The sequence below is a fragment of the Frankia sp. KB5 genome, from assembly GCF_002099325.1.
Classification (GTDB): Bacteria; Actinomycetota; Actinomycetes; order Frankiales; family Frankiaceae; genus Frankia; species Frankia casuarinae.
The window spans coordinates 1-13,615 of sequence record NZ_MRUJ01000130.1 but is presented as its reverse complement, the minus strand read 5'-3'; the positions used below and the strand labels follow the sequence as shown (position 1 = coordinate 13,615).

Below are 13,615 nucleotides of genomic sequence, written 5' to 3'. Positions count from 1 at the left end.
CCTGATCGTCGGCACGCTCGCCGAGCGGCGCAAGCGGATCTGGCCCGCGGCGTACCGCGGCGAGGTCAAGCGCGATCTGGCCCGGGACAGCGCCGTGTCACTCGACGGCCGCAGCTATCCGGCGCACGTGCTGGTGACCGCGGTGCTGTCCGCGCTGAAGGCCGAGGCCGAACAGCAGCTCGGTGGTGCGGCGCTGTCGCGGGCCGTCGTCACGATACCGGCGAGCTACGATCCCGCCGGCCCGCTGCGCCGGACGATGATCGCCGCAGCGGAGGCCGCCGGGTTCGTCGACGTGGACCTGCTCGCCGAGCCGGTCGCGGCGGCCTGGTCGCCGGTGGTCGGCGTCGCGCCCGAGCCCGGCTCGCTCATGCTCGTGTACGACCTGGGCGGCGGGACGTTCGAGGGGGCGCTGGTCGCGGTCGGTGAGGACGGCCGGCACGAGATGCTCTCCCACTCGGCTCTGCACGACTGCGGCGGCCGCGAACTCGACCAGATTCTGTTCGACGAGATCCTGGGGTTGTACGGGCCGGGGCTGGAACCGCTACTGAATCCGCCCGGGATCGGCGAGACGTTCCAGACCACGGCCAACCGGACCCGCCACGAGCTGCTCGACTTCGCCCGGGCAGTGAAACATCAACTCTCCGACATCGCCGTGGTGGAGGATGTTTTCAGCCCGGCCGGCCTGCTGGTCAGCATGCAGCGTGACCGGTTCGCCCAGCTCGCCTCCCCCATCCTGGCCCGCACGATGGCCTGCTGCCAGCACTTGCTGAAGTCCTCCGGTTACGGACCGGACAAGCTGAGTGGGGTGCTCCTCGTCGGTGGCAGCTCCCGGATCCCGGTCGTCACCGACATCCTCGAAGGTCGGCTCGGGGTCGGCACCGACTGGCCGGGGCAGCAGATCTACCTCCCCGCCGATCCCGAGCTCGCCGTGGTGCTCGGCGCCGCCGCCTGGGCAAGCTCGGTCTCCACCCGCCGGACCACCGCGGCGCGCCCGAATCCGGTCCTGCAACCGGCTCGCTGGGACATCCCCGGCGGGCGGGCGACGATGGTGCGCTGGCTCGTCGAGCCCGGGGAGCGCTTCGACGCGAGCGCCGTGCTGGCGCGGGTCCGCCTCACCGACGGTTCCCTGTTCGACCTGGCCGCCGAGGCGCCGGGTAGCCTCATCCACACCCACGCGGCACCCGGCACTCCGGTCCGCGACGCCGACTGGTTGGCGACCACACTTCCGTCCGGGCCGGTGCCGATGGGGTCGGCGGTGCCGGCGGACCTGCGCGGCTTCGAGCGCAGCAGCCGCCCGTCCCACCACGTCGAGGTCACCGCGCGGGCCACCCTCAAGGGACACGAACGCGACGTCACCTCGGCGGCCTTCTCCCCGGACGGCAAGCTGCTCGCCACCACCAGCAAGGACGGCACCCGGCTGTGGGACGTCGCCACCGGCCGAACGTCGGTCACACTCAGCGGACGCAAGAGCCTGGTCGTGCACGGCTGCGCCTTTTCCCCGGACGGCAAGCTGCTCGCCACCACCGGCAGCGACAAGACGGCCCGCATCTGGGACGTTGACGCCGCCCGCCAGACGGTGACCCTGACCGGGCACCGGGGACCCGTGTACGGCTGCGCCTTCTCCCCGGACGGCAGCCTGCTCGCCACGACCAGTACCGACCGCACCGTCCGGCTGTGGGGTTCGTCGACCGGGAAAAACCTTGCCACCCTCAACGGCCATCGCGGCTCGGTCTACGGCTGCGCCTTCTCCCCCGACGGCCGGCTGCTGGTCACCGCCGGCGCGGAGTCCACCCTGCTGTGGGACGTCACGGTTGGCGAGATCATCATGAGCCTGCCGGGGCACACGAACTTCGCCGGCGGATGCGCCTTCTCCCCCGACGGCCGGCTGCTCGCGACGAGCGGCAACGAGGGCACCCGGCTCACCGACGCCTCCAGCGGCACCACCGTGCTCACTCTGCCGGGTTCGGCGCAGAGCTGCGCCTTCTCCCCGGACGGCCACCTGCTGGCGACGGCGAGCACCGACGACACCGCGCAACTGTGGGACGTCGCGACCGGGTCCGCGATCGCCACCCTCACCGGGCACAGCAGCACGGTGATGAGCTGCGCGTTCGCCCCCTACGGCCTCCTGCTCGCCACCACCAGTACCGACATGACCGCTCGGCTCTGGGACATCATCTACACCCCCTGACGCTCCGGCCGTCCCGGCAGGCACAGCCGCCGCCCGGAGATCCCGGAACTCCCGGAGATCCCGGAACTCCCGGAGATCAGGTCGGAAAGACCGCGCCGTCCCGTGGCGGGCACTGCAGGCCGAGGTCGTCCAGCACCGCCTCGGGCGCGACGCCACACCCGACCTCGTAGGTACCGAGCTGGACCAGTTCCCACCCGGAGCCCGTGTGATGCAGTACACCCTCGGCCCGGTCGAGATCGGCCACGGTCGGGCGCAGCTCGGTCAGTGCCCAGCTCGGGTCGCTGGCGGCCAGGGTGGTTCCGGTGACCTCGTAGTTCTGCGGCGGAACATTCGCGGTGAACGAGCTCGTCCGGACCGCCTCGGCAATCGCGTCCGCATCCCCGGCCGACGGCGGGAAGGTGCCGGCGCCGCGAGCCACGGCAGCGACGACGCGGCTGGTTTCCCCGGGAACCGAYGCCACTGAGGACGACCTGGAACAGGCAAACGCCGTACCCACGGTCACGACTCCCGCGGTGACCAGAGTTGCGGTGGGCAGTACCACCCGGCGCACGATACGGGGACGGTTACCGCGGACGGCGGACCGAGGACGACTGTGGCGAGCCATGCTGTGCACCTACCCAGTTTGCGCAGGTGAACCCCCTGAAGGGGGATACTCCGACGGTCAACCCGACGACAGATCACATCGTGATCTCGTTGAGATTCACCCATCCCTCACTACTCTCGCCCTCATTGGTCTCACCAAGATAAAATCTTGGCAAAATGTGGTGCAATACTTGATCGAGCGTGGTGTCCATCCCATCCAAGCCGTCGGGCCCGCCACCCCGGGAGAGGCTGCCATTCGAGGGGGTCCCGGTCGTCTCGTCGATGGACATCGCGGCGAGTGGCACGCCTACGATTCCGCGGCCCCRCCGGGCATTCACAGACCCGGCATTCACAGCAGGCTCACAGCAAGACCTCAGGTAACAGCCAGCCAAGGAGGCGAAGCTGACACCATGCAACCGGTGCGGGTCCTCGTGGTGGACGACGAGACAACACTGGCGGAGCTGCTGTCGATGGCGCTGCGCTACGAGGGGTGGGAAGTGCGCAGCGCCGCGGATGGTCGCGGAGCGCTGCGGCTCGCCCGCGACTTCCGGCCGGACGCGGTGGTTCTCGATATCATGCTGCCCGACATGGACGGCTTGGAGGTGCTTCGGCGCCTGCGGGCGGAGAGCCCGGACGTACCGGTGCTGTTTCTGACCGCCCGGGACGCCGTCGAGGACCGGGTGGCGGGGCTCACCGCCGGCGGCGACGACTACGTCACGAAGCCGTTCAGTCTCGAGGAGCTCGTCGCGCGGCTGCGCGGACTGATGCGCCGCGCCGCGCGCACCACCGAGGCGTTGCAGGGCGCCCGGCTCGTCGTCGGCGATCTCACGATGGACGAGGAGAGCCGGGAGGTGCAGCGCGCCGGCCAGCCGGTGCACCTCACCGCCACCGAGTTCGAGCTGCTGCGCTTCTTCATGCGCAACCCACGCCGGGTGCTCAGCAAGGCCCAGATCCTCGACCGGGTCTGGAACTACGACTTCGGCGGCCAGGCGAACGTCGTCGAGCTCTACGTCTCGTACCTGCGCAAGAAGATCGACGCCGGCCGCCCCCCGATGATCCACACGATGCGCGGGGCCGGRTACGTCCTGCGGCCGGCMGATCCGGCGCTGGCACCGAGGACCTCCGCCACCCCGTCATCGAGGGGCACCTCGCCGGGCCCGGCATGAGCTCCCCGGCTCACCGGGTCCGGATCGTGCCGGTCGCGCCCTCGCGCTGGTCACTGCGCACCCGGCTGCTCGCCCTACTGATGCTCCTGCTGGCGACCGTCTCGCTGGTGATCGTGTTCGTCACCGCCGTCGCGCTGCGAGGAGTCCTCGTCGACCAGCTCGACAGGCGGCTGCGGGAGGCCAGCGGGCGATGGGACCGGCCGGAACCCACCTTTCTCCAGAACCTCCCGTCCTTCCCGGCCCTGCCGGCCCTCCCGGCCCCGGCCGCCGCCGACTCCGCTGCCACCGCTGCCGCCGACTCCGCTGCCACCGACTCCGCTGCCACCGCTGCCGCCGACTCCGCTGCCGCCGACCAGCCGTCCAGCCTCAGCCCGCAGCAGCTGCGGGTCCGCCGGTTCTTCCGTGGACCGGTCGATCCGGGAACGCTGGGAGCCGTCGTGGGCGAGGATGGAACCTACGGGGCCTTCATCGATACCGCCGGCGAGGGGAAGGAGCTGACCACCGCCGAGACCGCCGTCGTCGCGGGCATTCCCGCCTACCTGCGGCCGTATACCCGGGCGTTCGGCGATCAGGGTGACTATCGGCTCCTCGCGAGGACCACCCATGACGATATGATCGTCGTCACCGGGCTGCCGATGAAACAGGTGAACGCGACCCTCACCAGGATGACAATGATCGCTGGGGTGGTGGCGCTGGTGGGGGTCGCGGCCGCCGCGATCGCCGGCACGGCGATCGTCCGCGTCACGCTGCGACCGCTGCGGCGGGTCGCAGCGACGGCCTCCCGGGTCGCCGAGCTACCCCTCGACCGGGGTGAGGTGGCCCTGTCGGTGYGGGTGCCGCAGGTAGACACCGACCCGCGCACAGAGGTCGGCCAGGTCGGGGCGGCGCTCAACCGGATGCTCGGCCACATCGGTGCCGCGCTGGCCGCCCGCCACGCGAGCGAGATGCGGATGCGCCAGTTCCTCGCCGACGTCAGCCACGAACTGCGCACTCCGCTCGCGGCGATCAGCGGGTACGCCGAGCTGACCCGCCGGACCCGCGAGCACGTCCCCGCGGACGTCACCTACGCGATGAGCCGGGTCGAGTCCGAAAGCGCGCGGATGACGGCGCTGGTCTCCGACCTGCTGCTGCTCGCCCGGCTCGACTCCGGTCGGGACCTGGTCCGGGAACCGGTGGACGTCTCCCGGCTGATCGTCAACGCGGTCAACGACGCGCACGTGGCTGCCCCGGGCCACCGCTTCGCTCTCGACCTGCCCGAGGAGCCGGTCACGGTCACCGGGGACCCGGCCCGCCTGCACCAGGTTCTCGCGAACCTGCTGGCCAACGCCCGCACCCACACGCCGCCTGGCACCCAGGTCACGGCGAGCCTGACCGTGAGCGGCCCCACGGCGATCCTCGCGGTCGTGGAYGACGGCCCGGGCATCCCTCCGGATCTGCTCCCCGAGGTCTTCCAACGCTTCGCGCGCGGCGACAGCTCGCGGTCCCGCGCCGCCGGTAGCACCGGGCTGGGGCTCGCCATCGTCGCCGCCGTCGTCGAGGCACATCACGGGCACGTGCGGGCCACGAGCGAGCCGGGACGCACCGCCTTCATGGTCGAGCTGCCCCGATGCCTCCCCCCCTCGGAGACGGTCCCGTCCGAGCCTGCCCGCCTGACCGGCCCGACGCACCCCGACCGAGCTTCACAGCCTGCGCACAGGTAGATCACAAGAAGCCGAAAGGTCCGCGGTCGACAGTGATCCCCATGTCGCCCATACTCACCGACCCGGTGCCCCTCTCCGGAGGCGGTCGGGCCCCTGGACATCGGCGGCGCATGCCGTGGACCAGGGACCAGCCCCACCACGTGCCCTCCCCCGACGCCCCCACCGAGACCGGGCTCCCGGTCGGCGGCTCCGGTGGCCTCGTATCCGCCGAAGACGTATCCGCCGAGGACGCCCGCTGGGTCCGACCTGCACTGGTCACCCTGCTGGTGGGCACGGGTGTGCTCTACCTGTGGGGCCTCGGCGCGTCGGGGTGGGCGAACGCGTTCTACTCGGCCGCGGTCCAGGYCGGCTCGGTGAGCTGGAAGGCGTTCTTCTACGGTTCCTCGGACGCCGCCAACTCAATCACGGTCGACAAGCCGCCGGCCTCCCTGTGGGTCATGGCGCTGTCCGTCCGGATCTTCGGCCTCAGCGCCTGGAGCATCCTCGTGCCCCAGGCGCTGATGGGTGTCGCCACCGTCGRCCTGCTTTACCAGACCGTGCGGCGGCAGTTCTCCGCCGGTGCGGGCCTGCTCGCCGGCGCGGTGCTGGCCCTGACCCCGGTCGCGGCCCTGATGTTCCGGTTCAACAACCCGGACGCCCTGCTCGTGCTGCTCCTGGTCGCCGCGGCCTACGCGACGTTGCGGGCGATCGAGCAGGCGAGCACCCGCTGGCTGGTGTTCGCCGGGGTCCTGGTCAGCTTCGCCTTCCTGACGAAGCTGCTGCAGGCACTGCTCGTCGTCCCCGTCTTCGCGCTGGTGTACCTGGTGACCGCGCCGACCTCGTTCTGGCGGCGCGTCCGGCAGACCCTGGCCGCGGGGCTCGGACTGCTGATCCCCGCCGGCCTCTTCATCGCGATCGTGGAGCTCGTTCCGGCGTCCTCCCGCCCCTACATCGGGGGTTCACAGCACAACAGCCTGCTGGAGCTCACCCTCGGCTACAACGGACTCGGCCGACTTACCGGCAACGAGACCGGCAGCGTTGGCGGTGGCCGGGGCGGCCGGATGGGCGGCCTGCCGGAATCCATCGGGAACGGCGCGGCAGGCGCCGCTCCCGGCGGCGGCACGGTCATCTTCGGCCCCGGGGGTCCGGGCGGCCGCGGGGGCGGCATGTGGGGCCAGGCCGGTTGGACCCGCATGTTCGGCTCGGAAGTCGGCGGTCAGATCTCCTGGCTGCTCCCGACGGCACTGATCCTGCTCGTCGCCGGCCTGTGGATCACCCGGCGCGCCCCGCGGACGAACCGCGCCCGCGCCGCCTTCCTTCTCTGGGGCGGCTGGCTGCTCGTCACCGGCATCGTCTTCAGCCAGATGAAGGGCATCTTCCACGCCTACTACACGGTGGCGCTCGCCCCGGCGGTCGGTGCCCTGGTGGGGATGGGCTGCGCGCTGCTCTGGCGTCATCGCCGGCATCCCGCCGCCGCCGTGGTCTCGGCTGCCACGATGGCCGCCACCGCCGCCTGGTGCTACACCCTGTTGAACCGCACCCCCCAGTGGCATCCATGGATCCGGTACGCCGTGCTCGTCGCCGGGATCATCGCGGCGCTCGGGTTCCTCGCGGCCATCCGACTGCCGCGGCGGGCCGCGCTCGGTGTCGCCACCGTGGCGCTGGTCGCCGGGCTCCTCGGACCCGGCTCGTATGCCATCGCCACCGCGGCGACCCCGCACACCGGCTCGATCCCGGCGGCGGGTCCCGCCGGCGCCGGCTTCGGCGGGCCGGGTGGCGGCCGCTTCTTCCGCATGGGCCAGGGCGGCCTGCAGGCCGGCCGTCAGCGGGGCTTCCCGCCGCGGGGGATGGGCCGCGGGGCACAGGGCGGCCCACAGGGTGGTGGAATCTTCCCCGGCGGGGCCTTCCCCGGCGGTGGGCAGCAGATGCCCGGCGGCCAGGGCGGCATGCCCGGCCAGGCCGGTGGTGGTGYCGGGACCGGAACCACCACGCCGGGGAACGGGATCCTCGGCGGGCGGGAGAGCCGGGGCGGTGGCCCAGGCGGTCTACTCAGCGCCGTCACTCCCAGCAACACGATCGTGAAGCTGCTCAGGCAGAACGCGGACTCCTACACCTGGGTCGCCGCCGCGGTCGGTTCGAACAGCGCGGCCGGATACCAGCTCGCGACCCAGGACCCGGTCATGCCGGTCGGCGGGTTCAACGGGAGCGACCCCTCGCCCACCCTGGCGCAGTTCAAGCAGTACGTCGCCGAAGGAAAGATCCACTACTTCATCGGCGGCGGCGGCGGCTTCGGTCAGGCCAACGGCGGTAGCTCGTCCTCACGGGAGATCTCCAGCTGGGTGACGGAGAACTTCACCTCGAAGACGGTCGACGGCGTGACCCTCTACGACCTGACCGCACCGAAGACCGGCGCCACCACCGGCTCCACGACGGGCACCGGCGTCACTGCCTGACGCTGCGGTGGCCTGACGCGGACGGGCGTCCAGCCCGTGGGCCACGGGTGAACGCGACGCCCACCAGGATGCCGCGATCGCCGTCGCGATCCTCCTGGTGGGCGTCACCGCGTTGGCGCGATGCCTCACCGACGCGATGCCTCACAGTTATGGTTCCAATCCGCTCCGCACCACAACCACAACCACCGAGACGGTCCTCAGCCCGGCCGGCGCTCACAGCAGGCGCACAGCATCGGCACACGAGCGGCACAGCTCCCGAACCGAGGGTGGAGAGCATGACGATGACACGGATGCCTTCCTCGACGACCGTGATCTCCGGGATGACCGTGATGACCGGGACCTTCGAGACGACCGGGAGCACCGGAGAGAGCATTCCCGTTCAACATCATCAGCCCGGGTGGCTCGGGCCGGACGGCGGCCGTCCGCGCCCGGTGCTGGACGTCGTCATCCCCGTGTACAACGAGGAGAACGACCTCGCCCCCTGCGTCCGACGGCTGTACGCCCACCTGACCGGGACGTTCCCGTACCCCTTTCAGATCACGATCGCCGACAACGCCAGCACCGACGGCACCCTGGCCATCGCCCAGGCGTTGGAGAAGGAGCTCCCCGAGGTCRCCGCGATCCACCTCGAGGCCAAGGGCCGCGGCCGGGCACTGCGGGCGGCCTGGGGCCTCTCGCCCGCACCGGTGCTCGCCTACATGGACGTCGACCTGTCGACCGACCTCGCCGCGCTGCTGCCCCTGGTGGCTCCGCTCATCAGCGGCCACTCGGATCTCGCTATCGGCACCCGGCTCTCCCCCGCCTCCCGGGTCGTGCGGGGACCGCGCCGGGAGGTGATCTCCCGCTGCTACAACCTGATCCTCCGCAGGACCCTGGCGGCCCGGTTCTCCGACGCGCAGTGCGGCTTCAAGGCGATCCGCGCCGACGCCGCGGCGGGCCTGCTACCCCTGGTGGAGGATAGCGGCTGGTTCTTCGACACCGAACTGCTCGTCCTGGCCGAACGGGCCGGGATGCGCATCCACGAGGTCCCGGTCGACTGGATCGATGATCCGGACAGCCGCGTCGACGTCCTCGCCACGGCCATCGCCGACCTGAAGGGTGTGGTCCGCCTCTTGCGGGCGTTCGGCAGCGGAAAGCTGCCGCTCGCCAAGCTGCACCAGGAGTTCGGCCGAGGTCCGCTCACCGCCGGCCACGCCGAGGAGGGCAAGGTCGTCGAGGTCCCGGGGGTACCGAAGGGACTCGCCGGTCAGCTCCTGCGATTCGCCGCGATCGGGGTCGCCAGCACGCTGTCCTATCTGGTGCTCTTCGTCCTGCTGCGGACAGTCACCGGGGCGCAGATCGCGAACCTGCTGTCGCTGCTTCTCACGGCGGTCGCGAACACCGCGGCGAACCGGCGGCTGACCTTCGGTCTCACCGGTCCGCGGCGCGCCGGTCGCCACCATCTGCAGGGCCTGGTGGTGTTCGCCGTCGGCCTCGGCCTGACCAGCGGTTCGCTCGCGCTCCTGCACGCGGCGAGCACGAACCCCGGCCGCGGCCTCGAACTCTCCGTGCTGGTGCTGGCGAACCTGGCCTCCACGGTCATCCGGTTCCTTCTGCTACGCGCCTGGGTTTTCCGCCCGGACCGGGAGGCGAGGAACGTGGCCGGGATGCCCCCGGCCACGACACCCCCGCGGAGGCGGGCCCCGACCGGCGAGATCAGGAACGCAGAGTAAGCAGCAGGTCGCCGACCTCGACGGAGTCGCCGCTGGAGCGGACGAGCTCCACGACGGTCCCGCCCACCGGGCTGGTCACCGCGGCCTCCATCTTCATCGCCTCCACCACCGCCAGCCGCTGGCCCTTCGTCACCGTGTCGCCCACCGCGACGCTGAACGTGACGATGCCCGGCAGCCCGGCGCCCACCTGGTTCGGATCGGCGGCGTCCGCCCGACGGGCCGCCGTGGTGGTGGCCGTGATGGACGCGTCCCGGACCCGCACCGGCCGGGGCTGGCCGTTGACCCGCAGGTACAGGGTGCGCATCGCGGAGTCGTCCGGTTCGGAGAGCGTCTCCAGCTCCACGATGATCTCTACCCCGGGCTCCAGGGTGACGGTGAGCGGAACGCCAGGCCGCAGCCCGTACAAAAAGCCGTCGGTCGGGACCACGGAGGAGTCCCCGTAGGCGTCCACCGCCCGCAGATAGTCCTTCCACGGGCCGGGGAAGAGCAGCCTGGACAGGGCCACCCGCCGGGCCCCCGGGAAGGAGAGCTCGTCGGCGTCCGCCGCGTCGAGGTCGACGGACGGCGGCGACGGACGGCGCCCGGCCAGCGCCCGTTCCCGGAACGGTTCGGCGAAGCCTGCCGGCGGCGTGCCGAGTTCACCCGCGAGGTAGCCGAGCACGCTGGCCGGCAGGTCGAACTCCTCGGGATGCGCACGCAACCGGTCCACGTCGACGGATCCGCCGGCGATGAACAGAGCCAGGTCACCGACGACCTTGCTGGTCGGCGTCACCTTGATGGGCTTGCCGAGCAGCTCGTTGGCGATCGCGTAGCACTCGGTGACCTCGGCCCACCGGTCCCCCAGTCCCAGCGCGATCGCCTGCTGACGCAGGTTCGTCAGCTGGCCGCCGGGAATCTCGTGCCGGTACACGGCCCCGGTCGGGGCCCGCAGCCCCGCCTCGAACGGGGCGTAGAGGTCGCGCACAGCCTCCCAGTACGGCTCCATCGCGGACAGCGCGGACAGCGCGATGCCGGTCGCCCGGGGAGTGTGGTCGGTCGCCGCCACCAGCGCGGACATGTTGACCTGGCTGGTGCCGCCGGACATCGGCGCGGCGGCGGCGTCCACCGCGTCCACCCCGGCCGCGGACGCCGCGAGCAGGGTGGCGAGCTGGCCGCCCGCGGTGTCGTGGGTATGCAGGTGGACGGGCCGGTCGAAACGCTCCCGCAGGGCCGTCACCAGCGTGGCCGCCGCCGCCGGGCGCAGYAGTCCCGCCATGTCCTTCACGGCAAGCACATGCACACCCGTCTCGACGAGCTCTTCGGCGAGGCGCAGGTAGTAGTCGAGGGTGTAGATCCGCTCCGCCGGGTCGGAGAGGTCACCGGTGTAGCAGAGCGTCCCTTCGGCGATCGCCCCGGTACCGAGCACCGCCTCGATCGCCGGGCGCATCTGCTCGATGTCGTTCAGCGCATCGAAGATCCGGAAGATGTCGACGCCGGTCGCCGCGGCCTCGGCGACGAACGCCCGGACGACGTCGTCCGGGTAGGGGGTGTACCCGACCGCGTTGCGCCCCCGCAGCAGCATCTGCAGGCAGATGTTCGGCGCGGCCTGGCGCAGCGCGGCGAGCCGCTCCCACGGATCCTCCGCGAGAAAGCGCAGCGCGACATCGTAGGTCGCCCCGCCCCAGGCCTCCAGGCTCAGCAGGTTCGGCGTCAGCGCGGCGTACGACGGGGCGGCCGCCAGGATGTCGAAGCTGCGCAGCCTCGTGGCCAGCAGCGACTGGTGGGCGTCACGCAGGGTGGTGTCGGTGACGGCCAGCGCCTCCTGGGCRCGCAGCCACGCCGCCCAGCCCGCCGGCCCGAGCTCCGTCAGCAGCTGCCGGGATCCCGCCGGCGGCTGCGTGCCGCCGGACGCCGTGCCGCCGGACGCCGCCACCTGCGCGGGCGCGGGCGGCAGCAACTCCCGGGGGTCGGTCAGGGCGACCGCCGGGCGCGGGAATCCGTTCACCGTGCTCTCGGCGAGGCGAGCCAGCAGCCGGCTGGTCGGGTCCGCCCCCTTGCCGGGAGCGAGCAGCTCCGGCCGTTCATCGATGAACGACGTGCTCACCCCGCCGGCGAGGAAGCCGGGGTCAGCGAGGAGCCGCACCAGGAAGTCGATGTTCGTGCGCACCCCGCGGACCCGGAACTCGTTCAGCGCCCGCCGGGCGCGCCGCGCCGCCTTCTCCAGCGTGTTACCCCGGGTCGTCAGCTTCACCAGCAACGAGTCGAAGTACGGGCTGACTTCGGCCCCCGGGTACGTGGCGCCGTCGAGGCGCACCCCCGGACCGCCGGGTGACTGGTAGAAGCTGATCGTCCCGATGTCGGGCCGGAAGCCATCCGAGGGATCCTCGGTGGTGACCCGGCACTGGATGGCGGTGCTGCGCAGGACGATCTGCTCCTGGGTGAGGTTGAGGCCGGCCAGGCTCTCCCCATCAGCGATCCGCAGCTGCGCCGCGACCAGATCAACCCCGGTGACCTCCTCGGTGACCGTGTGCTCGACCTGGATCCGGGGATTCATCTCCATGAACGTGTACCGGTCGTCGGCGCCGAGAAGAAACTCGACCGTGCCCGCATTGACATAGCCGACATGCCGGGCGAACCGCACCGCGTCGGCGCAGATGCTCGCCCGGACCGCCTCGTCGAGCTGCGGCGCCGGGGCGATCTCCACGACCTTCTGGTGCCGGCGCTGCACCGAGCAGTCCCGCTCGTACAGATGGATGATGTTGCCGTAGGCGTCGGCCAGGATCTGGACCTCGATGTGGCGCGGCCGGTCCACCGCCTGCTCCAGGAAGATCGTGYCGTCCCCGAAGGCGGCGGCGGCCTCCCGGGACGCGCTCGCCACCGCGTCGGCGAGGTCGGCGGGGCGTTCCACCCGCCGCAGGCCGCGCCCCCCACCACCGGCGGAGGCCTTGACGAACAGCGGGAAGCCGACCTCCTCGGCGGCGGCGAGCGCCCCGGCGCCCTCCGGCAGCGGCACCGAGGCGCGCAGCACCGGCAGCCCGGCGGCCAGCGCGGCGTCCCGGGCGGCGACCTTGTCTCCGGTCAGCCGCAGGACCGCCGGGGGCGGTCCGACGAAGGTGACGCCGGCGGTGGCGCACGCATCGGCGAGCACCGCCGACTCCGACAGGAAGCCGTAGCCGGGGTGCAGCGCGTCGGCCTCCGCCTGCTTGGCCACGGTGAGCAGGGCATCGATGTCCAGGTATCCGCGCACCGGGTGCCCGGGGCCACCGATCTCGTAGGCCTCGGACGCCTTTGTCCGGTGCAGCGCGGAAACGTCTTCGGGCGTGTAGACCGCCACCGTGCGCAGGCCCAGTTCCTGAGCGGCTCGGAAAACACGGACGGCGATCTCGCTACGATTTGCAACCAGTACCTTACGCACACGCGCCTCCTCGGACGGGTGCGCATCATTGTGGGGTGTGCAGGCCCCTACGTGCCAAAGTAACGTCTCAAGGGCCACCTTCGACAGATGGGCATAACGTCGGGACCCATGACGGCCCGTATCGTAGTGTTCGGCGCGACCGGTTACACCGGCCGGCTGGTGACCGCGGAACTCGTGGCTGCCGGGCACCGACCTGTCCTCGCCGGCCGCACGGAGACCAGGGTCCGTGCCCTCGCCGCCGCCTACGACGGCCTGGAGACCACCGTGGCTGACGCGGCCGACGTGGTTGACGCGGCCACCGTGGCTGACGCGGCCGACGTGGTTGACGCGGCCGACGGCGCGTCGCTGGCCCGCCTGCTCGGGCTCGGCACCGGGGACGTGCTCGTCTCCACGGTGGGCCCGTTCCGCCGGTTCGGGCGACCGGTCGTGGCGGCGGCGGCC

At 71.8% G+C, this 13,615-nt stretch carries 8 protein-coding genes; 6 read left to right on the top strand and 2 right to left on the bottom strand.

Annotated features, from left to right (window positions below; translation table 11 throughout):
• The first annotated feature begins 1 nt into the window (after position 1).
• On the top strand, positions 2-2,188 hold the full coding sequence (locus tag KBI5_RS13770; protein WP_241882885.1) for an Hsp70 family protein: 2,187 nt from the start codon (positions 2-4) through the stop codon (positions 2,186-2,188).
• Between the two features lie 76 nt (positions 2,189-2,264).
• Here the strand turns inward: KBI5_RS13770 and KBI5_RS13765 are convergent, their stop codons facing one another.
• The gene (locus KBI5_RS13765; RefSeq protein WP_241882883.1) at positions 2,265-2,648 is read right to left on the bottom strand and encodes a hypothetical protein; all 384 of its coding nucleotides are present in this window, start codon (positions 2,646-2,648) and stop codon (positions 2,265-2,267) included.
• Positions 2,649-3,180: 532 nt separating this feature from the next.
• Between KBI5_RS13765 and KBI5_RS13760 the strand changes: the two genes are divergently transcribed.
• The 4 genes from KBI5_RS13760 (at position 3,181) to KBI5_RS13745 (ending at position 9,780) form a co-directional block, all read left to right on the top strand.
• Positions 3,181-3,936, top strand: a complete 756-nt coding sequence (locus KBI5_RS13760; protein WP_023840873.1) for a response regulator transcription factor — start codon at positions 3,181-3,183, stop codon at positions 3,934-3,936.
• Positions 3,933-5,636: a HAMP domain-containing sensor histidine kinase gene (locus KBI5_RS13755; protein ID WP_241882881.1), complete on the top strand. Its 1,704-nt coding sequence runs from the start codon at positions 3,933-3,935 to the stop codon at positions 5,634-5,636. Before KBI5_RS13760 ends, KBI5_RS13755 begins: the two co-directional genes overlap by 4 nt.
• A gap of 41 nt (positions 5,637-5,677) precedes the next feature.
• Positions 5,678-8,068: a glycosyltransferase family 39 protein gene (locus KBI5_RS13750; protein WP_085015462.1), complete on the top strand. Its 2,391-nt coding sequence runs from the start codon at positions 5,678-5,680 to the stop codon at positions 8,066-8,068.
• Between the two features lie 290 nt (positions 8,069-8,358).
• Positions 8,359-9,780: a bifunctional glycosyltransferase family 2/GtrA family protein gene (locus KBI5_RS13745; RefSeq protein ID WP_241882880.1), complete on the top strand. Its 1,422-nt coding sequence runs from the start codon at positions 8,359-8,361 to the stop codon at positions 9,778-9,780.
• Here KBI5_RS13745 and KBI5_RS13740 read toward each other — a convergent pair.
• Complete coding sequence (locus KBI5_RS13740; protein WP_085015461.1) at positions 9,764-13,174, bottom strand: pyruvate carboxylase; 3,411 nt, start codon at positions 13,172-13,174, stop codon at positions 9,764-9,766. The two genes, KBI5_RS13745 and KBI5_RS13740, sit on opposite strands and share 17 nt — an antisense overlap.
• 108 nt (positions 13,175-13,282) lie before the next feature.
• On the opposite strand from KBI5_RS13740, the gene KBI5_RS13735 reads away from it, so the two are divergent.
• Positions 13,283-13,615, top strand: a 333-nt coding sequence (locus tag KBI5_RS13735) for an NAD(P)H-binding protein (protein ID WP_241882878.1), incomplete at its 3' end; no start/stop codon positions are given.